Origin of the sequence: Novosphingopyxis sp., assembly GCF_965218915.1 — a bacterium.
Taxonomy (GTDB): Bacteria; Pseudomonadota; Alphaproteobacteria; order Sphingomonadales; family Sphingomonadaceae; genus Novosphingopyxis.
This window is the reverse complement of record NZ_OZ244708.1, coordinates 2439005-2458018: the sequence shown is the minus strand read 5'-3', so window position 1 is coordinate 2458018 and position 19014 is coordinate 2439005. Positions and strand designations below refer to the sequence as shown.

At 64.3% G+C, this 19014-nt stretch carries 20 protein-coding genes and 1 pseudogene; 4 read left to right on the top strand and 17 right to left on the bottom strand.

The window, feature by feature from the left end:
• Nucleotides 1–57 precede the first annotated feature (57 nt).
• Nucleotides 58–1239 carry an acyl-CoA dehydrogenase gene (locus ACOQPC_RS11525; RefSeq protein WP_420605870.1) on the bottom strand — a complete coding sequence of 394 codons (1182 nt, stop codon included), beginning with the start codon at nt 1237–1239 and terminating at the stop codon, nt 58–60.
• A gap of 312 nt (nt 1240–1551) precedes the next feature.
• On the opposite strand from ACOQPC_RS11525, the pseudogene ACOQPC_RS11520 reads away from it, so the two are divergent.
• From ACOQPC_RS11520 to ribB, 3 genes and pseudogenes are all read left to right on the top strand, one after another.
• Nucleotides 1552–1854 (top strand): annotated as a pseudogene (locus ACOQPC_RS11520) (TonB family protein); the annotation flags it as partial.
• A gap of 30 nt (nt 1855–1884) precedes the next feature.
• Nucleotides 1885–2388 carry a hypothetical protein gene (locus tag ACOQPC_RS11515; RefSeq protein WP_420608192.1) on the top strand — a complete coding sequence of 168 codons (504 nt, stop codon included), beginning with the start codon at nt 1885–1887 and terminating at the stop codon, nt 2386–2388.
• A 76-nt stretch (nt 2389–2464) separates the two neighbouring features.
• Nucleotides 2465–3742 carry a 3,4-dihydroxy-2-butanone-4-phosphate synthase gene (ribB, locus tag ACOQPC_RS11510; protein ID WP_420605869.1) on the top strand — a complete coding sequence of 426 codons (1278 nt, stop codon included), beginning with the start codon at nt 2465–2467 and terminating at the stop codon, nt 3740–3742.
• A gap of 228 nt (nt 3743–3970) precedes the next feature.
• On the opposite strand, the gene ACOQPC_RS11505 is transcribed toward ribB, so the two are convergent.
• Complete coding sequence (locus tag ACOQPC_RS11505) at nt 3971–5098, bottom strand: zinc-binding dehydrogenase (protein WP_420605868.1); 1128 nt, start codon at nt 5096–5098, stop codon at nt 3971–3973.
• Nucleotides 5099–5431: 333 nt separating this feature from the next.
• Between ACOQPC_RS11505 and ACOQPC_RS11500 the strand changes: the two genes are divergently transcribed.
• Nucleotides 5432–6457: a sigma-54 interaction domain-containing protein gene (locus tag ACOQPC_RS11500; protein ID WP_420605867.1), complete on the top strand. Its 1026-nt coding sequence runs from the start codon at nt 5432–5434 to the stop codon at nt 6455–6457.
• A 247-nt stretch (nt 6458–6704) separates the two neighbouring features.
• Here the strand turns inward: ACOQPC_RS11500 and fliS are convergent, their stop codons facing one another.
• From fliS to fliG, 15 genes are read right to left on the bottom strand one after another with little or no spacing between them, the layout of a single operon-like run.
• Entirely contained in the window at nt 6705–7097 is a 393-nt protein-coding gene (fliS, locus tag ACOQPC_RS11495; protein WP_420605866.1) for a flagellar export chaperone FliS, read from the bottom strand.
• 21 nt (nt 7098–7118) lie between these two features.
• Nucleotides 7119–8525 (bottom strand): flagellar filament capping protein FliD, encoded by a 1407-nt coding sequence (gene fliD / locus ACOQPC_RS11490; protein ID WP_420605865.1) that lies wholly within the window; start codon nt 8523–8525, stop codon nt 7119–7121.
• A 44-nt stretch (nt 8526–8569) separates the two neighbouring features.
• Entirely contained in the window at nt 8570–9712 is a 1143-nt protein-coding gene (locus ACOQPC_RS11485) for an EscU/YscU/HrcU family type III secretion system export apparatus switch protein (protein WP_420605864.1), read from the bottom strand.
• A gap of 1 nt (nt 9713) precedes the next feature.
• Nucleotides 9714–10496: a flagellar biosynthetic protein FliR gene (gene fliR / locus ACOQPC_RS11480; RefSeq protein WP_420605863.1), complete on the bottom strand. Its 783-nt coding sequence runs from the start codon at nt 10494–10496 to the stop codon at nt 9714–9716.
• On the bottom strand, nt 10493–10765 hold the full coding sequence (locus tag ACOQPC_RS11475) for a flagellar biosynthetic protein FliQ (protein ID WP_420605862.1): 273 nt from the start codon (nt 10763–10765) through the stop codon (nt 10493–10495). The genes fliR and ACOQPC_RS11475 overlap by 4 nt, the downstream gene beginning before the upstream one ends.
• A gap of 10 nt (nt 10766–10775) precedes the next feature.
• A complete protein-coding gene (gene fliP, locus ACOQPC_RS11470; protein ID WP_420605861.1) occupies nt 10776–11573 on the bottom strand; it encodes a flagellar type III secretion system pore protein FliP in 798 nt (265 codons plus the stop codon).
• Between the two features lie 4 nt (nt 11574–11577).
• Nucleotides 11578–11967, bottom strand: coding sequence for a FliO/MopB family protein (locus tag ACOQPC_RS11465; RefSeq protein WP_420605860.1), 390 nt, complete (start codon nt 11965–11967; stop codon nt 11578–11580).
• Complete coding sequence (gene fliN / locus ACOQPC_RS11460; RefSeq protein WP_420605859.1) at nt 11967–12347, bottom strand: flagellar motor switch protein FliN; 381 nt, start codon at nt 12345–12347, stop codon at nt 11967–11969. The genes ACOQPC_RS11465 and fliN overlap by 1 nt, the downstream gene beginning before the upstream one ends.
• A gap of 4 nt (nt 12348–12351) precedes the next feature.
• On the bottom strand, nt 12352–13284 hold the full coding sequence (locus ACOQPC_RS11455; protein WP_420605858.1) for a FliM/FliN family flagellar motor switch protein: 933 nt from the start codon (nt 13282–13284) through the stop codon (nt 12352–12354).
• A 4-nt stretch (nt 13285–13288) separates the two neighbouring features.
• Nucleotides 13289–13837: a flagellar basal body-associated FliL family protein gene (locus ACOQPC_RS11450; protein WP_420605857.1), complete on the bottom strand. Its 549-nt coding sequence runs from the start codon at nt 13835–13837 to the stop codon at nt 13289–13291.
• A 32-nt stretch (nt 13838–13869) separates the two neighbouring features.
• Nucleotides 13870–15579 carry a hypothetical protein gene (locus tag ACOQPC_RS11445; RefSeq protein ID WP_420605856.1) on the bottom strand — a complete coding sequence of 570 codons (1710 nt, stop codon included), beginning with the start codon at nt 15577–15579 and terminating at the stop codon, nt 13870–13872.
• Nucleotides 15576–16007: a hypothetical protein gene (locus tag ACOQPC_RS11440; RefSeq protein ID WP_420605855.1), complete on the bottom strand. Its 432-nt coding sequence runs from the start codon at nt 16005–16007 to the stop codon at nt 15576–15578. The genes ACOQPC_RS11445 and ACOQPC_RS11440 overlap by 4 nt, the downstream gene beginning before the upstream one ends.
• On the bottom strand, nt 16004–17350 hold the full coding sequence (locus ACOQPC_RS11435) for a FliI/YscN family ATPase (RefSeq protein WP_420605854.1): 1347 nt from the start codon (nt 17348–17350) through the stop codon (nt 16004–16006). Before ACOQPC_RS11435 ends, ACOQPC_RS11440 begins: the two co-directional genes overlap by 4 nt.
• Complete coding sequence (locus ACOQPC_RS11430) at nt 17347–17970, bottom strand: hypothetical protein (RefSeq protein ID WP_420605853.1); 624 nt, start codon at nt 17968–17970, stop codon at nt 17347–17349. Before ACOQPC_RS11430 ends, ACOQPC_RS11435 begins: the two co-directional genes overlap by 4 nt.
• Nucleotides 17963–18970 carry a flagellar motor switch protein FliG gene (gene fliG, locus ACOQPC_RS11425; protein WP_420608131.1) on the bottom strand — a complete coding sequence of 336 codons (1008 nt, stop codon included), beginning with the start codon at nt 18968–18970 and terminating at the stop codon, nt 17963–17965. Before fliG ends, ACOQPC_RS11430 begins: the two co-directional genes overlap by 8 nt.
• Nucleotides 18971–19014 lie beyond the last annotated feature (44 nt).

The window sequence follows — 19014 nt, the reverse complement described above, 5'->3', positions numbered from 1 at the left end:
GCCCTGGATTCCGGGTCAAGCTCGGAATGACGGTCCCTGTCGAGATAGGAATAGCCATCAAAACGCCGCGATCCCCGTGATCGCGCGGCCCAGGATCAGCGCATGGACATCGTGCGCGCCCTCATAGGTGTTGACCGTCTCCAGGTTCACCATGTGGCGCATGACGTGATATTCGGCGCTGATGCCGTTGCCGCCGTGCATGTCGCGGGCGGCGCGGGCGATATCGAGCGCCTTGCCGCAATTGTTGCGCTTGACGATCGAGATCATCTCCGGCGCGAACGTGCCCGCGTCCATCTGGCGGCCCACGGCAAGGCTGCCCTGCAGGCCGAGCGAAATCTCGGTCATCATGTCGGCCAGCTTCTTCTGGTAGAGCTGGTTCGATGCCAGCGGCCGCTGGAACTGGTGGCGTTCGAGGCCATAGCTGCGCGCGGCATGGAAGCAGAACTCGGCCGCTCCCATTGCGCCCCAGCTGATGCCGTAGCGTGCACGGTTCAGGCAGGAGAACGGACCTTTGAGTCCCTCGACGTCCAGGATCGCATCCTCGTCCACCTCGACCTCGTCCATCATGATCATGCCGGTGGTGGAAGCGCGAAGGCTCATCTTGCCCTCGATCTTGGGCGTTTCGAGCCCCTTCATGCCCTTTTCCAGCACGAAGCCGCGGATTTTGCCGCCATGCGCTTCGGACTTGGCCCAGACCACGAACACATCCGCAAACGGCGCATTGCTGATCCAGGTTTTCGAGCCGGACAGCGAGTAGCCGCCGTCGACCTTCTTTGCGGTGGTGCGCATCCCCCCCGGATCGGACCCGGCATCGGGTTCGGTCAGCCCGAAGCAGCCGATATACTCGCCGGTCGCCAGCTTGGGCAGGAACTTGCGTTTCTGCTCTTCGCTGCCGAACGCCTGGATCGGGTACATGACCAGCGAGCTCTGCACGCTCATCATCGATCGATAGCCCGAATCCACCCGCTCCACTTCGCGCGCGACGAGCCCGTAGGCGACATAGGATGCACCGACGCCGCCATATTCCTCCGGCACGGTGATGCCGAGCAGGCCGAGTTCGCCCATCTCGCGGAAGATCGCGGTATCGGTCTTTTCCTCGGCGAACGCTTCCAGCACGCGCGGCTGCAACTTGTCCTGCGCATAGCCGCGCGCGGTATCGCGGATCATCCGCTCGTCGTCCGCCAGCTGCTCGTCGAGCCGGAAGGGGTCTTCCCAATCGAAGGGGGCCATGCCCGCCATGTTCGTCTCCATCTGAAGGGGCGCTGCCGTATGGGATGACCGGGCGCCAAAAGCGTGTAGCATAGGGAGCGGGGAGGGGGTTTGCAAAGCCTTGGCGGCGCGAGTGGGTCGGTGTGCGGCGATCCGGAAGTTCGCTACAGTTCCCAATATAGGTCTGCTATTGCCGAACATAATGCTTAGTACGCTCAAAAAAAATCTTTGATGTCAAATTGCCAGTAGGCATGTAGGACTTTAATAGTTAAAGCTTAAGTGAATCCATTAAATTTGGGGGGTGGGGCCGTGTTACGGAAGGCAGTTAATTACGCAGGACTTATGCTTCTTGCCTCCCACACCGCTGCGCCTGCGCAATCGGTGCGAGCGTCGGCCTCTCCATCGATCACGCTTGAACAGGCTTGGCCAGAGCAGGAACCCGTCCGCGTGTTATCTACTCCTGACTGGTCTGATTATCGAATCTATCCTCGGGAGGCTCGGCGGAAGGATGCGGAGGGAATAGTTATCAGTGAAATCCTCATAGCTGCGAGTGGTAACCCAATAGAGTGCAGGATACGTCAAAGTAGCGGTTTCACTGATCTTGATAGCGGCACCTGCAACTTAATGATGACAATGAGGTTCGAGCCATTTCATGGCGCCAATGGCTTGCCTCAGATGACGAGCCTTAAAAAAAGGATAGTATGGCTTCTTGGTAAAAAGAGAAAATTTGGCTCTAGCTTGATTGACCTACATATCAAAAAAATAGATGAGGGTGATTGGGCATGTACTATAGACCAAGCGCGCGGAGCGTATGCGGGTTTTTGGACGGCTCTTGGCTGTACATTATTAAGCGATCGGCAATTCTTTTTTCCTGAGCCTGATTCGGATGCTAAGGACTTTATAATCGCGGTCCGCTTGGATGCGGGCGACGAGAATGAGCTGCTAAAAAGTCCTTGGCCGAACGGAAATATGGTAGCAAATGATGTTACCTCGTTTGAAGTGAGCGATCACGGTGATCCTGTGGATTGCAATGCAACAATGCATTGGGGATTTGGCAAGCGAGGATTAAACAATCTCTCCCCTTGTGGACGGCTTGTGTCAACACTGTGGTTGAAAGATGCAGATAAACGACGAGGATCAATCGAAACTCGAGTCTATCAGTTGGGGGGTGAGGGCTAAATTAATCCACGTGCTTCACACTAACATGTGTATCCCTCCCTTGCATCGATCACACCACAATGTGATATACCGCCTCATGACCCAGACCCTCCGCTCCCGCCTCTCCGAACTCGTCGACTCCGGCCGCATGACGCGCGCCGGGCTTGCGCGGGCCGCCGGGCTGCATGCCAATACGCTGCGCAGCCTCGGTACCGCCGACTGGAACCCCAGCGGTGAGACGCTGGACAAACTCGAAGCCTATCTGGCGAGCGACGGCGGCAACGTGATGGCGACGCCGCAGGAGATCATCGCCGAGGCGATGAACGGGCGCATGTTCATCCTGGTCGACGACGAGGACCGCGAGAACGAGGGCGATCTGGTGATCCCCGCGCAGATGGCCACCCCCGATGCGATCAATTTCATGGCGACGCACGGCCGCGGCCTCATCTGTCTTTCGATGACCAAGCAGCGCGTCGACGAGCTGGGCCTCGACCTGATGGTCCGCCGCAACGAGGACCGCCTGTCGACGGCGTTCACCGTTTCGATCGAGGCGAAGGAGGGCGTCACCACCGGCATTTCGGCGGGCGACCGCGCGCGCACGATCAACGTCGCGATCGATCCGAACCGGGGCCGCGACGATATCGTCACGCCCGGCCATGTCTTCCCGCTCGTCGCGCGCGAGGGCGGCGTGCTGATCCGCGCCGGGCATACCGAGGCGGCGGTCGACGTCGCGCGGCTCGCGGGCCTGAACCCGTCGGGCGTGATCTGCGAGATCATGCGCGACGACGGCTCGATGGCGCGGCTCGACGACCTGATCGGCTTCGCGCGGCGGCACAATATGAAGATCGGCACGATCCGCGATCTCATCGCCTATCGCCGCCAGCACGACCGGCTGGTCGAAAAGCGCGCCGAGGAACGCTTCACCAGCCGCTGGGGCGGCGAGTGGACCTGCCTCGCCTTTTACAACAAGGCGACGGGCACCGAGCAGACCGCGCTGGTGAAGGGGCATATCGATCCAAACCGGCCGACACTGGTGCGCATGCACCAGCTCTCTCCCTTCGGCGACATGCTCGGCGAGGGCGGGGCGCGCGGCGGCGTCCTGGCACGCTCGATGGAGATGATCGCCGAGGAAGGCGCGGGCGTGATCGTGATCCTGAACCGCGCCACGCCGACCTACATGAGCACCGCGATCGACGCGCGGCAGGGCAAGCCGACCGCGCAGCCCGAGGAACTGCGCGATTACGGCGCGGGCGCGCAAATCCTGAGCGAGCTCGGCGTGCACGACATGGTGCTGCTCACCAACTCGCATCACAGCCTGGTCGGGCTCGACGCTTATGGCCTGTCGATCGTCGGGGAACGCGCGATCGAAGGGTGAGGGCGCGAATTATCCCTCTCCCGTTCACGGGAGAGGAGCGAGACTTGGGAGCTAGTCGCAACGGAGAGGGCAGGGCGGTCTGCGTTGATGGCGCTATGCGCCACCCACCCTCATCCCCCCGCTTTCGCGGGGGCAGGCAACTCCGCCCCGGATTAAATCCGGGGCTGCATATCCTTCTCCCGCCGAGGCGGGAGAAGGTTGCAAATGCGCCCGGCAATCGCGCCGATATTACCGCGTCGGATCGATCAGATATTTCTCGCCGGTCGACTTGTTCTGATAGGCGCGCACGACATCCGGCTTCAGCGCTTCGGCCAGGGAAATCGTCTGCGTGTAATGGCTGGCGAAAGTGGTGTTCAGCTCGTCCTTCACCCGCGCGCGCATCTTCAGCGCCGTTGCCATGCCCGCCTTGCCGAGGAAATTGGTCAGCAGCCAGCCGCTGATGTCCCAGGTCAGTCCGAATTTGCGATCCAGGATGGTCGGGCCAACATCCAATGCGCCATAAACATAGACTTTTTTGGCATGGTTCGAACCGTAGCGGCTATACTCGGTGGCGTCGCGGCCCGCCGCGGCTTCCATCGCGTTCAGGATCTGCCCCGCCAGCTTGCCGCCGCCGACCGCGTCGAAGCCGAGAAAGGCCCCGGTTTCGGCGATCGCATCGGTCAGTTTCTCCTTGAAATCGTCCTTGGTGCTGTCGACGATATAGTTCGCGCCGATGTTCTTCAACAATGCTGCCTGTTCGTCGCTGCGCACGATGTTCACCAGCGGGATGCCATCGGCGATGCAAATCCGGTTGAGCATCTGCCCCAGATTGGAGGCGGCGGCGGTGTGGACCAGCGCCTCGAAGCCGTCCATCTTCATCTGTTCGGTAAAGCCGAGCGAGGTGAGCGGGTTGACGAACATCGAGGCGCCATCGGCAGCACTCGCATCGTCCGGCAGCAGGATGCAGTCCCTTGCCTTGAGCTTGCGAACCTGCGTGTACATCGCGCCCCCCAACATGCCGACGGTCTTGCCCACCATATCGGATATGTCCGCGCCCGCAGCGATCACGGTGCCCGCGCCTTCATTGCCGACCGGCATGGATTGGCCGAGCCGCGCCTTGACCAGATCCAGCGTGCCCTCGTGCAGCTGCGCCGTCAGTACGGGACGCTCCGCCGTTCCGCTGGATTGCAGTGTGGAAAGGTCCGCCGGGCCGAGCAGCAGGCCGAGGTCGGACGGATTGATCGGCGTCGCCTCGACGCGCACCACCACCTCGTCGGCAGCGGGCGCGTCTATGGTAACGTCCTCCAGGTTCAGCACCAGCGTGCCGTCCTTGTCGATGGTCGAGCGCAGTTCGAGGCCTTGATGGATGTCGCGCATGATTTCTCTCCTGGGTTCGCGTTACGTGCCCTCAGTGGACGAACGAGATGCGTAGCGCAACGCAACCGATCGCATCAGGCTTGTCAGCGGTGAATTAACCATTGTCCGCATCGCCCTTCGTACAGACCTACTCGCGCAAATGGCCGAAATCGGTCGTTGGCAGAACCATGCCGTTGCCGGTTCGGCAAAGTTTTTCCGCTTTTTCCGGACGATCGAAGGATTTCGTTAACTATCTCCCCGCTATCCCGGATGCAGCAGATATGGCGGCACATCAAAAAATGTGGCGGATGTCTGTGCCGGGGGGCAAAAAAAGCTAACGAAACGGGGTTGAGGATGGCGACGAAGATGATTTCCGAGATGGTGGTGGGCAAGAGCGACGCCATCGCCTCGGTCAGGACCATGATCCGCTTCTCCGTCAACGCCTCCGCCTCCGTCCTGATCACCGGCCCGTCCGGCTGCGGCAAGGAAGTCGTCGCCAAGGCGATCCACCGCGCTTCCAGGCGCAAGGATCGGCCGTTCATCGCGATCAACAGCGGCGCCATCCCGGCCGAACTGATCGAATCCGAACTGTTCGGCCACGAGGGCGGCAGCTTCACCGGCGCAATGAACCGCCATATCGGCTTGTTCGAGCAGGCCGATGGCGGCACGCTGTTTCTCGACGAAATCGGCGAAATGCCGCTGGCGCTGCAGGTCAAGCTGCTGCGCGTGATCGAGGAGCGATCGATCCGCCGCGTCGGCGGGTCCAAGCAGATCTCGATCGACGTGCGCATCGTCGCCGCGACCAATCGCGACCTGCAGCAGCAGATCGCCGCCGGGGATTTCCGCGAAGACCTGTTCTACCGGCTGTGCGTGATCCCGATCTGCATCCCGTCGCTGAGCGAGCGTCCGGAGGACGTGGCCTCGCTGATCGACCATTTCATCGGCCTGATCGAACCGGGCGACGTGCGTCCGATCCTGAGCGAGGAGGCGATCGAGCGCCTCGCCGCCTACAGCTGGCCGGGCAATGTGCGCGAATTGCGCAACGTGGTCGAGCGCGCCGCCATCTTCTTTCCGGGCCAGACGATCGGGCGGGATGAAGCCGAACTGCTGCTGACGGAGCAGGCGGTGGTCGCCATTCATCACAAGAGTGCCGATGCGACTGCCTCCGCTGGCGAAACCGCCGAAAAGGCCAGCTTTTTCGACGGGTTCTCGCTGCAGGAACATCTTCAGGAAGAAGAGCGCCGGCTGATGATCGAGGCGCTGGTGGAATGCGGCGGGGTGATTGCCAAAGCGGCGCGGTTGGTCGATGTCCAGCGCACCACCTTTGTCGAGAAAATGCGCCGCCACGGCATCACCCGCGACGATCGGGAGGCCGCCTGAGCGCGGCCGGCGACGGTTCCGTTACCTAGCCCGATGCTCCGCCTTCGTCATTGCGAGCGGAGCGAAGCAATCCAGGGGCGCCCGCAGCGCTGCAGCCGTTTTGGATTGCTCTTCGACTGACCGCTTGCAGCAGCCGTTCTGGACAGGCTTCGTCGCCCGCGGTCTATCCTGAGCGGCTGGCTTGCCAGCCAGCCGAAGGGGCTCCTCGCAACGACGAAGCGAATGGAAATGTAGGAGTTGAGGAAACTCAGCGCTTCCCGATCTCCGTCCATGCTTCCGAAATCTCGGCTACGATCTCGCGCGCCGAAATCAGCACCGCGCCGGCATTGTCGCCCTGCGCTTCGTTGATCCGGTTCGACGCCTCGCGGTAGACGATGGCGAGCGCGGTCGCGATCTCGCCGCCGCGTTCGAAGTCCAGACTTTCGTCCAGCGCGTTCAAGATGTCCGACGCCTTGGCGCGCGATTGGAACATGCCCGCCATGTCGCCGCGCTCGACGCAGCGCACCGCGCGGTCGATCCTGAGGAGCAGTTGCTCGAACAGGATCTCGACCAGCTCGTGCGGGCTGGCCGCGGCGATCCGGCTGGTCTTGTCCACGGCGCCGTAGCTCTGCGCCATGGCGCGGCCTGCTGCATAATACATCGTCGAGATCCCCGTTGAGACTTAGTTGTCGCTGTTGTTCCAGATCGAGACCTGCTGCTCGACATATTGCTGCGTCTGCCGCAGCACCGCGAGCTGGCGGTCCATATTGGCAAAGGTCTGCTGCAGATTGGCCTCGTAGCGTTCGATATCGTCGTCCAGCTTCTCGCGCAGTTCGGCGAGTTGCTTGTTGACCTGCTCGAACCGCGTCTTGGCCAAGCTGAGCGGGCTGTTCTTGTCCTGCAGCGCGGACTTCACGTCCTCGAGCGTTCCGGCGAGCCCGCGGTGATTGGCGTCGGGCTCGATCGGATCGAGCATCTGCGCGACGGCTTCCGGATTGGCGGCCATGGCGCGGTCGAACGTGGCGCTGTCGAGCTCCAGCGTGCCGTCGCGTGCGGTCCGCACGCCGATGTCCGCCAGCGTGCGATACGGTCCGTCAGCCGACAGAATCGTCGAGCTCATCCGGCCCAGACGCTGGGCCATGTCGCGAATGGCGCTGTTGCCCGCGAGCGGCCCGGCCGTGGCGCCCTCGATCCCGGGAGCGGTGGCGGTGTTGAGCCCGTTTTTCAATGTATTGAACGCATCGATGAACTCGCTCACCAGATCGCGCGTCGTCGCCGCCGGCGTGTCGCTGGAGATGGTGATCTTGGTGCCCGGCTTGGCCGAGAGCAGGTCGAGGCGCACGCCCTCGACCGCATTGTCGATCGTGTTGGAACTGTTCACAAGTTCGATGCCGTCGACCACGATGATGCTGTCGCTGGCCGGCGCGACCAGGGTCATGCCGCCATTGCTGTTGGCCGGGTAATTGAAATCGTTAAGCTTGCTCGCCGCGCCGAAGAAAGGCTTTGCCGGCCCCACCAGCGTGAAGCTCTGATTGGCGCCTTCCTTGCCCTCGACGACGAGCCGCGTACCGCGATTGTCGGTTACGATATTGGCGGTGACGCCTGCATCCGCATCGTTGATCGCATCGCGCAGGCCGATCAGGCTGTCGTTGCCCGTGCCGATGACGATGTTGAAGGCGCCGCTGCTGGTCGTCAGCTTCAGCGTGCCTTGGCCGACCGCGTCCGTCGCGGCGGTGTAGTTCTTCGATATCACGCGCTGTTCGGAGGCGAGCTGCTTCACTTCCATCGTGACCGGCAGGCCCTTGGGTGTCTGGCCGTCGATGAAGCTGGCGGTTGCCACCCCGCCGTCGCTGGAGACCAGATTGCCGGTGAAGCGGCGCCCGTCTAGGATGGTGCTCAGCGCTTCGGAAAAGGTGCCCAGCGAGGACGAGGCCGAAGCGAGCGCGGAGATGCGTGCGCTGTTGAGCTGCTGCTTTTGCTGGATCGTCACCTCGCGCGGCTCGCGCGTCGCCGCGACAAGGTCCGCGACGAGCTGCGCCGAGTTGATCCCGGACTGGCCGCTGACGAGATTGGAGATACTGGAAAGCATGGGCGCCCTTTCTGAAGGCTGTAACGGCAGGCGGCGGTGGAACTTTAGGGCGAAAGCCGACCCTCGGCGTCGAATTTGAGGTCGTCCGGCACGGCGATGTCGGGCCGCTCGGTGTGCCCGCCCATCTCGCTGTCCAGCCGGAACAGGAAGGCGAGCAGCGCGGCGACGGCCATATACAGCCGCTCGTCGACGATATGGTTGGGCTTGGACGTGTAATAGATCGCGCGCGTCAGCTCGGGATAATGCAGCACCGGCACCTTGGCGTCCTCGGCCAGTTCGCGCATCACCAGCGCCAGTTCGCCGCGGCCACGGAACAGCACGACCGGCGCGGCATCGCGCGACTGGTCGTAGCGCAGCGCCACCGCAAAATGGGTCGGGTTGACCAGCAGCACCGTGGCGTCCTCGACGGCGCCGCGCGCCGAACCGCTCATCATCGCATGCTGACGCTGGCGGATCGCCTGCTTGACCTCGGGCGAGCCTTCGCTTTCCTTGTGCTCGTCCTTCACCTCCTGCTTGGTCATGCGCAGCTTCTGGTTGCGCTGGAACCATTGCGCGGGCACGTCGATCATCGCGATGACGACGAGGCAGCCGGCCATCGCGATCACCGTGGTGACGAACAGCCCGCCGAAAGCGCCGAGGCTGCTGCGGATATCGCCGAGGCCGAGCTGCACCATGTCGTGCACCGACGAAAAGATAAGGATAGTGCCGACGGTGCCCATCAGGGTAACCTTGGCCAGCGCCTTGGACAGCTCGATCACCGCGTGCATTCCGAACATGCGCTTGAAACCCGAACCGGGATTCATCTTGGACGGCTTGACGCTGATCGCGGACCAGCGGAAGCCGAGCGAACCGAGCATGGCAGGGGTTCCGATCGCGGCGAGGATGAGCAGCAGCGCCATCCCGCCGAACGGCAGCGCCAGCGGCGCGACCAGTTTCAGCGTGCGTCCGCCCATATCGAAGCTTTCGATGTCCTGCGGGCCGAACATGAGCCCGGATCGCACCACCGAGGAACTGGCGTCGAGCAGCCTACCGCCGAACAGCCAGAACATCGCCGCGCCGCCGATCATGATCAGCGCCACGCCCAGTTCCTTGGACTGCAGGACATCGCCCTTCTTGGCGCTGTCCTTGAGCCGTTTCTGGGTTGGATCTTCGGTTTTCTCGCCGCCGCCGGAGGGGGAATCGCTCATCTCAGCGTCCCCCCGCGATCAGGCGCGACTGGTCGAGCCCGTCCGCCATGGCGTGCATCACGCCGTCGGCCATCACCGGCGCGGCGACGGCAAGCAGGATCAGGCCCGACAGCAGCGCGACCGGCAGGCCGACCGCGAACAGGTTCAGCGCGGGCGCCGAACGCGCGAGCATCGCCATGACGATCTGGATCAGGATCAGCGAGGCGCCGACCGGCATCGCGATCAAGAGGCCGAGCGAGAACAGCGAGCCGCCGAAGCGCACCAGATCGTCGATCGCCGCGAAACCGGGAAAGGCGTGGCCCGGCGGGAGCGTGCGATAGCTGTCGACGATGATCGAGATCAGCATGAGATGCCCGTCCATCGCCAGCAGCAGCAGCGTGGCGAGGATCGAGAGGAACTGGCCGACCACCGGGGTCGAGGCGCCGGACTGCGGATCGTTCATCGAAGCGAAGCCCAGGCCCATGGCGTTGCTGAGCGTCTCGCCCGCCACGAAGGCGGCGGAAAACCCGATCTGCAGCGCGAAGCCGATGGCGACGCCGACGACGACTTCGCCCGCCAGGAACAGGAAGCCCGCGAAGCTCGCCAGCGTCTCGGCCGGCATGACCGCGCCGGCCGGGCCGGTGGCGGCGATGCCGATCATCAGCGCCAGGATGATGCGCAGCTGCAACGGCACCTGCGCGGCGCCGAATATGGGCGCGGCGATGAGCGCGGCGCCGGGCCGGATCATCGCCATCGCCCATTGCCAGAGCTGATCCTCCGCGCCTGCAAAAGCGGGTGCGATCATACCAGGATTTCCGGAATGCGATTATAGGTGTCGATCGTGAAATCGGCGATCAGATAGAGGATCGATCCGCCGAACAGCGCCAGCATCAACGCGACCACGATCAGCTTGGGCACGAAGCTGAGCGTCGCCTCGTTGATCGAGGTCGCCGCCTGCACCATGCCGAGCAGGATGCCGACGACCAGCGCGGGGATCAGGAGCGGGGCGGCGGCGAGCGCGGTGACCCAGAGCGTTTGCTGGGCGATGCCGATGAAGAAATCCGTCTGTTCCATGTGGCGGGCCTCAGGTGACGAAGGAGCCGGCGAGCGAGCCCATGGTGAGCGCCCAGCCGTCGACCAGGACGAAGAGGAGAAGCTTGAACGGCATCGATATGATGGTCGGCGAAAGCATCATCATGCCCAGCGCCATCAGCGTGGAGGCGACCACCAGATCGATGATCAGGAACGGCAGGAAAATCATGAAACCGATCTGGAAAGCGGTTTTCAGCTCGCTGGTGACAAACGCGGGCAGCAGGATCGAGAAGGGGATCGTCTCGGGGCTTTCCACGCTGTCGATCTTGGCCAGACCCATGAATAATTTGAGATCGGTCTGGCGGGTCTGCTTGACCATGAAGGCATGGAACACCTCGCCCGACACCGAAACCGCCTGTTCGAGCGTGACCTGATCGGCGCCATAGGGTTCGATCGCGCGCGTGTTGATCTGCTCGATCGAGGGCGCCATCACGAACAGCGAGAGGAACAGCGACAGCCCGATCAGCACCTGGTTGGGCGGGGTCTGCTGCAGGCCCAGCGCCTGACGCAGGATCGAGAGCACGATGATGATCCGCGTGAAGCTGGTCATCATCAGCACCAGCGAGGGCAGGATGGTGAGCAGCCCCATCAGGATGAGGATCTGCAAGCTGAGCGTCAGCGGCGCGCCGTCGCCCGATACGTCGTCCAGCGCGCGGGTCAGCGCTTCGGATGCGCCCGGCGTGGCTTGGGTAGCCTGTGCGGCGAGTTCGGCGGGCAGCAGCAGGATCAGCGCGGCGAGCGCGAGCTTGAGTGTATGGCGAACGGCGGAATGGCGAAGCGGATCGCGCATCGGATCAGTCCCGGTCCCGGCGCAGCGATCTGCGGGCGGCGAGCGCGCGGTCCATGACCGCGGCGAAGGGATTGGCCGCATCGGCCGCCGGGCCGCCGGCGGGGGATGCGGGCGGCGCATCGGCGAGCCGCTTTTCCTCTTCGGTCATCGCCCGCGCCTCGATCCGTTCGATCTTCCCGCGGGTCGCCGAGAGCAGGATGCGCTGGTCACCGAATTCGACCACCGCGAGCTTGCCGGACGTGCCCATGGACAGCGTCTCTACCAGCCTGAGATCGCGCTGGCGGACACCCTGGACCATGCCCGGCTGGTATTTACGATATAACCACAAGGCCCCCACGATCATGGCCGCCATCAGCGGCAGCATGATCACCAGCTTGAGGATGTAATAGGTCACTAGGCACGCCTTTCGACTTTCGCACCTCCGACGTTCTTGGAAACGACTTCCGCTACGCGGATGCCGAACCGGCCGTCGACGGTCACGACTTCCCCTCTTGCAACCAGCGTGCCATTTACGTTGATATCGAGCAGCTCGCTCGCCTGCCGCCCGAGCTCGACCACCGAGCCCTCACTCAAGTCCATGATTTCAGACAATTTTAACGATACATTGCCGACTTCGACCGACAGCCGCACCGGAATATCGGCGAGGAAGCGGTAATGATCGGCGGTCTCGTCGGCAAAACTATGGTTACCGTCCCGGCAAGAAATTGCCGACCCGTTGCCGCCCATAGGGTCGGTGGCATCGGCGAGGCTCGGCGCCTCGGTCATGTCGCTCATGCGCTTATCCTTTCTCGATATAGTCGATACGGAAGGCGGCGAGGCCGTTCTGCTCGCCGAGGCTGCCGCGCGCAAAAGTGCGGTCGCCGACGATCAGCGGCAGGTTGCGCGCCGGGGGAATGGGGATGATGTCGCCGGGCTTGAGATCGGCGAGTTCGGGCAGGGTCATGGTCGGCCGGGCGAGCACCGAGCGCACGGGAATGAAGATGTCGGACAGCGCGCAGCCCAGATCCTGCCGCCATGCGGGATCGCACGGCATGGCGTCGGCGGGCGAGGCAAGACACCATTCCTCGCGGGCCGACTGGATCATGTCGACCGGATAGATCAGATCGATCGTGAAGGAGACGTCGCCGGGATAGGACAGAGTGAAGGGCTGGACCAGCAGCGCGGCGTCGCCTTTGGCGATCTTGGCTTCCTCGGGATCGTCGGTGAGCCCGGCGGGCAGACAGCGGAACGGTCCGAACTCGGCCCAGGCCGCGCCCAGTTGCGGCGCGACCGACGCGGCGATGCGATGCATCAGGCGCATGTCGGTGGGCGAATAATCGCTCTTTTTCGCTTTACCGCGCGCGATCGATCCGCCGAAAAAGGCATCGACCAGCGCGGCGATCAGATCATGCGGCAGCCGCAGCGCCAGGCGCCCCTTCATCGGTGGCAGCTGGTAGAAAGCGAGGCCCATCGACGTGCCTTGCGCCGCCAGCCATTCCTGATGCTCCTCGATCCGCGGCTGTCCGGGCGTCACCGTCAGCCGTTCGCTGGCGAGCGGCTGCAGCGCGCTGCGCAGGCCGCTGGCAAGCTGCTTGGCGGTGCGCCGCGCGATCGGCATCACATCGGCCTCGCTGCTGTCGCGCCGCGGGAAGCTGTGCGCGGCGGCTACAGCGTCGGTGGCTGCCTCCTTGGTGGCGGCGTCAGGACCGGATAGGGAGGGTTTGGCGTTCATCGGCTTATTGCAGCACGAGCTTGGTGAAATAGACTTCGTCGATGCCGCCGAAGCCGGTCTTTTGTTCCAGCGTCTGATTGATCCGGTCGCATAGGCGATGGGCGAGCTCGGTTTTGCCCTCGATCGTTTCGAGCGCGGTGCCGTCGGTGTCGGCCAGCTCCAGCACGATGGCGTTGCGCACGGCGATGTCATGCTCGGTCAGCGCCTCGATCACGCTTTCGTCGTAGAATGTCGAGACCGCCATCTCCGCCTGCGCAAAGCCCGAACCGCCGCGCAGATTGCTGGTGAAGCTCTCCTCGATCGGATGGTAGGTGACCTTGTATTTGGCCTTGTTGGCAAGCTTGCCGCTGGCCGGTGCATCGACAGTGCTGCCGTCCTTCAGGACGAGCTTGGGCAATTCGGGCTTTTCCTCGCCTTTTTCATGGCCGCCCATCATGCCCGAATAGAAATAACCGCCCGCCCCGCCGGCGCCGCCAATTACGACGATGCCGGCAAGCGGCAGCATCAGTTTCTTTAGCTTGCCCTTCTTCTTGGGCGGTTTTTCATCGGACATGGTCGAGCTCCGGGGTTTGTCTGGGCGCCTGATCAGGCGTAAACGATGTTGGAAGAGGGGCGGGGTTTGTCGCGCGGCGTGTCGGCTGCGCGCTCGCCGCCGTGATCAAGCGAAAGTGTACGCGGATCGGGCCGCGGCTGATGGGATTGCTGCGCGGCATTGTCCTGCCCGCGCTGCTGTGCGCCGCTCTGGTTCTGCCCGGCATTGCCGCTGGTTCCGGCATCGCGCGTTTCGACCTCGATCGAGCCGATGCGGTGGCCCACGGTGCGCAGTTCATGTTCGATCCGGCTATGCGCCTGCGCGATCGCGCCGCGCACTGCCTCGTTCTCGGTGGTGATCTGGAGCCGGTCGCTGCCGCGATCGATGGCGATCTCGATCTTGCCGAGCCGTTCGGGCGCAATCTGCAGGAGCAGCATGCCGTCCTTGACCGACATCGCGTTCATCGCCGCGCCGATCGCCGAACCCACGCGCTGGCCGAACTGCCGGTCGAACGGGATCGGGGCGGCGGGCGCGAACATGGCCGGGGCGGCGCTTGCGCTCGGCTGAGGCTGGATTTGCTGCGCCAGCGATCCCGCGAAATTGTGGATTTGCGATGAGGCGGTATCGACGGTCTGTATCATCGCCGGGGCTGTCGTCGATTGACCGGAGTTCCCTGTCACCGGCGCGGCGCGGCCGGCTTCGAAGCGCCGGCTTTCGAGCGCCGATGCCATCGGACGCGCGACGTGATCGCTGTCGACCGGTTGGTCCACCGCCGCGTAGAGCCGGTCGCCGCGGACGGCCGGCGCGTTGGCGCGGCGCTGCATGATTCGCTGGTCGGACGCGGCGACGCCAAGCTGCGTCTCGGCAAGTATATCGGTTCCGGTAACCGCCGCGTCGGCCGGGGGAGCACTGTGCTGCGCCATCTCCTGGCGTTCGCCCCGCGTCATGATGGGTGCGGGCGTCGTCGGGGCGGTGGCCAAGGGCGGGGCTTTCGCCTGACCGGAGACCGGCGCGGCCGATCCGGCCGGATCGGAGCGCTTCGTTTCGGATGCCGTCATGCCCGGTTCGACGCGGTCAATTTCGGCCATCGGCGCCTGAACCGGTGTGGTCGTCGATGGACTTGATCCGTCGAAACGCAGTTGTGCTTGGGGCGATAGCGGACGCGGCGTTGCCGAAATCCGTGTGGCCGGAATCTGTACTGCCGGAATTATCGGCGGGGTGATGCCTGCAGGCAGCGGGCGGAGACGCGGCGGATCGGTCAGTTCGGGAGCAATCTCCCGCCCGGTTTCGGTTGCGGCGGCAACATGCGTCATATCGACGGCAAAAGCCTGGACGGGCACGCCGCGGCGCTCGTCGATATTGGCCGAACCCGGTCCGATTGAACCGCGACGGGTGACCGCATCGGCGGTGGCCGGGGTAACAGGCAGCGCGATATCGAAGATGACCGGCGGTGCCGGCAGCGGGGTGTCCCCGGTTTCTTTATCATCATCCTGCGCGGATTTGTCGCCGCCCGCCGTTACGCCGGCCGTCTCGTCGCCGAGCGGATCGAAACCGTCGCCCATGCAGCTCGGCATGACGAAGCGTTCGTCGCGCTGGAGCACGGGGCCGGTTCCCATGGGCGTCAGCGGCGCGGTCGAGGCCTCCAGCTGGAGACGGAAGGGAAGCGAATTGCCAAGCATCGCAGCGGGCTTTGCAGAAACCGTGCCAGTTGCATTGACCGGCGACGTTCCGATCGCACTGGCACCGAAGGCGGGTCCGTTCATCGCGCTCGCTCCATCATCCTGCGCGGCCGGGCGGGCGGTTGTTCGCCGATCTTGCGCTCGGTTTGCGCGTCGACAGTAGCGGCGGCGCGCTCGACCAGCTGGTCGGCCATTTCGCGTTTGCGATAGGCGGCAATCCGCTGCCGCTCCATCTGGGCAGTTTTCTGCCGTGCCTGGTCGATCGCACCGTCTATGCTATCCTCCGCGCGGCGCAGGCGATCGACCAGTTCGAGCTGGGAGTGCAGGGTGCGGCCCTCGCGGCATCGTTCTCCGGCCTTGTGCATATGCACCGCCAGCGCCTTGAGCTGTTCACGCTTCTGTTCGAGGCTGGCCTCGCTGCCATGCGCCGCGGCGCTGTCGCCGGTGGCGATCCGCAGCTGGGTTTCGCGCATGTCGAGCATGCGGCGGCGGCTGGCGAGCATCTTTCTCATGCGCCGAACTCCTGCTGACCGAATTGCTGTTGCAGCGCGGCGATGCTGTGTTCCATCGAGACCGCCTCACGCGCGCCTTGGCGGACATAACCAAGCAGCTCGTCATGGCGCGCGACGGCTTCGTCGATCGCCGGGTCGCTGCCCTCGCGGTAGGCGCCCATCAGCAGCAGATCGCGATTTTCCTCATAGGCCGACCAAAGCCGGCGGAAATTGGTCTGCGCGGCGCGGTGATCGTCGTCGATGATGTCGGTCGCCACGCGGCTCAAGGATTTGCCGACGTCGATCGCCGGGAACACGCCCTGTTCGGACAGCAGGCGAGAGAGGATGATATGGCCGTCGACGATGGCGCGCGCGGTATCGACCACCGGGTCGTCCATGTCGCCGCCGTCGGCGAGCACGGTGTAGAGCGCGGTGATCGATCCGCCGCTGATATTGTCGTTGCCCGCGCGCTCGATCAGGCGCGGGATCAGCGCCAGCGCGGACGGGGGATAGCCTTTCATCGTCGGCGGCTCGCCGAGCGACAGGCCGATTTCGCGCTGCGCATGGGCGATGCGGGTGAGGCTGTCGACGATCAGCAGGACGCGCTTGCCCTGGGAGCGGAAATACTCGGCGATGGCGGTCGCGCGCGCGGCGGCGCGCAGGCGCAGCACCGGCGAATAATCGGCGGGCACGGCGACGGTGACGGTGCGCCCGCGCATCGGGCCGTTCAGCTTGGTCTCGACGAAATCGCTGACCTCGCGTCCGCGCTCGCCGATCAGGCCGACCACCGCGACATCGACGTCCGCATGGGCGATGATCTGTCCGATCAGCACCGATTTGCCGACGCCGGAGCCGGCCGCGATGGCGATGCGCTGGCCGTAGCCGGCGGTGAGCAGTCCGTTGATCGCGCGGACGCCGAGGTCGATCGGTTTGGTCACGCGGCCGCGGCTCAGCACGTTGGAGCGTTTGCCCGCGAGCGGCCAGAACTCTTCGGTGACGATCGGGCCGCCGCCGTCCAGCGGTTCGCCCATCGGACCGATGACGCGGCCGAGCAGTCCGTCGCCGACCTGCGCCCGGCTCGATTGCATATCGGGCTCGACGCGCGCGCCGCTGCGCACGGCGCCGTCGCTTTCGAGCGGGATCATGAGCGCGCGCGAGCCGCGGAAACCGGCGATCTCGGCCTTCATGATGCGTCCGTCGGCGGTGCGGATGGTGCCGCCGAAACCGATCGGATAATCGAAGCCGGTCACTTCCATCATGCCCGCGTCATGCGCGACGAGGCGGCCGATCCGGCGCGGCCCCGCCCCGATATTGCCGATGCGGTCGATCAGGCCGGTCAGCGCCTGTTCCTGCGCGGCGATCACCGGGTATCTCCCAGCGATGCGATCATCGCTTCCAGTTCGTCGAGGACGGGCTTCGTGCCCTGCTCGATCCACCCTTCGCTATGCGCCAGGCAAAGCGTCCCGCGGGTCATCGAAGGGTCTTCCTCGAACGACAGGTCAAAATGATGTTCGCCGAGCAGCATCCGGTCGAGCGGATGAATGTGGAGTATCGCGTTCGAACAGTCCTTTTCGGCCAGAGCGGCGAGCGAGGCGCAATGCTTCTGCAGCGTCGCCGCATCGGGCTCGGAGAACCCGGCGGTGCGCTCGAGCAAGGTGCGGATGGTGCGCAGCAAAGTTTCGCACAAAGCGTCGCCGGGTTGGGATTTCAGGCCCGTAACGGCTTCGCCAAGGCGGTCGGATGCCGCTATCAACTCGGCATTGGCCTCGGCGATCGCGGCCTGCCCGTCGGCAAATCCGCGGCGGTAGCTGTCGTCGAGCTGTTCCTGGAAATAGGCCTCGGCGTCGGCTTCCTCGTCGACCCCCGAGCCGACATGGCTGTCGTTGTCCGCAGCGGTGCGAAACGGCTGGGGCGGCACCTGCCAGACGGGGCGGAACGCGGCGGCGCCGCCGTCGAACGAGCGCTGGGCAAAGGCTTCAGACATAATCGTCACTCTGCGCGCCGATCACGATCTCGCCGGAATCGGCCAGCTTGCGGGCCTGCGCGACGACGCCCTTCTGCGCTTCGATCACCTCGGCCATCGGCATCGGGCCGCGCTCGGCGATCTCGTCCTCCAGCGTCTGCGCGGCGCGGCTGGACATGCAGCTCAGGATTTTGGCGCGCAGTTTTTCGTCGGCGCCCTTCAATGCGGGCACCAGCAGTTCATTGTCGACGCTGCGCATGACGGTGCCGAGATCCTTGGCATCGATCGTGATGAGATCGGCAAAGGTGAACATCTGGTCCTCGATCGCGCCGGCCAGGCTCTTGTCCCGCTTGGCGAGCGCCTTGATCATGCGCGCGCTGTTCTTCTTGCCGATCTGGTTCATGATCGCGGCGACGTCCGACGGATTGCCGCCCTGGGTGGCGACCGTGCCCGATCCCTGCGGCGCGTGATAGGCGGAGAGCAACTGCTCGATCGTGTCGATCGCGTCGCCGCTGACCTGGCCCAGAGTGGCGAGGCGGTAGACCACGTCTTCCTGCGCTTCGGCGGGGAGCAGGCGCAGCACGGCCGCGGCGTTGTCGGTCGACAGAAAGGACAGGACGAGGGCGGCGATCTGCGGATGCTCCTCCTCGACCATCGCGAATATTTCGTCCGGCGCCATCCACTTGAGCGCTTCGAGGTTCGCGACCGGTTTCTTCGGCGCGGTGCGGCTGATCATCACCTCGGCGCGCTGTTCGCCCAGCGCGGCGGTCAGCATCGACTGGATCTGCACGTCGGAGCGATAGCCGATCGTCGTGCGATGCCGGGCACGGTCGACGAAGCGGTCGAGCACCGAGTTGATCTCGTCGGCACCGATATCGGCAACCGAATACATCACGCTGCTGAGCTGCTGCACTTCGTCCGGCTCCAGCCGGGACAAGATACCCGCGGCTTCCTCTTCGGAGAACAGCAGAAGCAGGATCGCCGCGGCCTGTTCGTCGCCCAGCACCGGAAGCTCCGGCATCGCCGCCTCTAGGCTTTTGGCGGCGTCCTCGATGGCCGCATCGT

Coding starts and splice junctions, on each gene's coding strand:
- ACOQPC_RS11525 (WP_420605870.1), bottom strand. CDS start 1,239: ATGGCGGGCATGGCCCCCTTCGATTGGGAAGACCCCTTCCGGCTCGAC.
- ACOQPC_RS11515 (WP_420608192.1), top strand. CDS start 1,885: ATGACGAGCCTTAAAAAAAGGATAGTATGGCTTCTTGGTAAAAAGAGA.
- ribB (WP_420605869.1), top strand. CDS start 2,465: ATGACCCAGACCCTCCGCTCCCGCCTCTCCGAACTCGTCGACTCCGGC.
- ACOQPC_RS11505 (WP_420605868.1), bottom strand. CDS start 5,098: ATGCGCGACATCCATCAAGGCCTCGAACTGCGCTCGACCATCGACAAG.
- ACOQPC_RS11500 (WP_420605867.1), top strand. CDS start 5,432: ATGGCGACGAAGATGATTTCCGAGATGGTGGTGGGCAAGAGCGACGCC.
- fliS (WP_420605866.1), bottom strand. CDS start 7,097: ATGTATTATGCAGCAGGCCGCGCCATGGCGCAGAGCTACGGCGCCGTG.
- fliD (WP_420605865.1), bottom strand. CDS start 8,525: ATGCTTTCCAGTATCTCCAATCTCGTCAGCGGCCAGTCCGGGATCAAC.
- ACOQPC_RS11485 (WP_420605864.1), bottom strand. CDS start 9,712: ATGAGCGATTCCCCCTCCGGCGGCGGCGAGAAAACCGAAGATCCAACC.
- fliR (WP_420605863.1), bottom strand. CDS start 10,496: ATGATCGCACCCGCTTTTGCAGGCGCGGAGGATCAGCTCTGGCAATGG.
- ACOQPC_RS11475 (WP_420605862.1), bottom strand. CDS start 10,765: ATGGAACAGACGGATTTCTTCATCGGCATCGCCCAGCAAACGCTCTGG.
- fliP (WP_420605861.1), bottom strand. CDS start 11,573: ATGCGCGATCCGCTTCGCCATTCCGCCGTTCGCCATACACTCAAGCTC.
- fliN (WP_420605859.1), bottom strand. CDS start 12,347: ATGAGCGACATGACCGAGGCGCCGAGCCTCGCCGATGCCACCGACCCT.
- ACOQPC_RS11455 (WP_420605858.1), bottom strand. CDS start 13,284: ATGAACGCCAAACCCTCCCTATCCGGTCCTGACGCCGCCACCAAGGAG.
- ACOQPC_RS11450 (WP_420605857.1), bottom strand. CDS start 13,837: ATGTCCGATGAAAAACCGCCCAAGAAGAAGGGCAAGCTAAAGAAACTG.
- ACOQPC_RS11445 (WP_420605856.1), bottom strand. CDS start 15,579: ATGAACGGACCCGCCTTCGGTGCCAGTGCGATCGGAACGTCGCCGGTC.
- ACOQPC_RS11440 (WP_420605855.1), bottom strand. CDS start 16,007: ATGAGAAAGATGCTCGCCAGCCGCCGCCGCATGCTCGACATGCGCGAA.
- ACOQPC_RS11430 (WP_420605853.1), bottom strand. CDS start 17,970: ATGTCTGAAGCCTTTGCCCAGCGCTCGTTCGACGGCGGCGCCGCCGCG.
- fliG (WP_420608131.1), bottom strand. CDS start 18,970: ATGCCGGAGCTTCCGGTGCTGGGCGACGAACAGGCCGCGGCGATCCTG.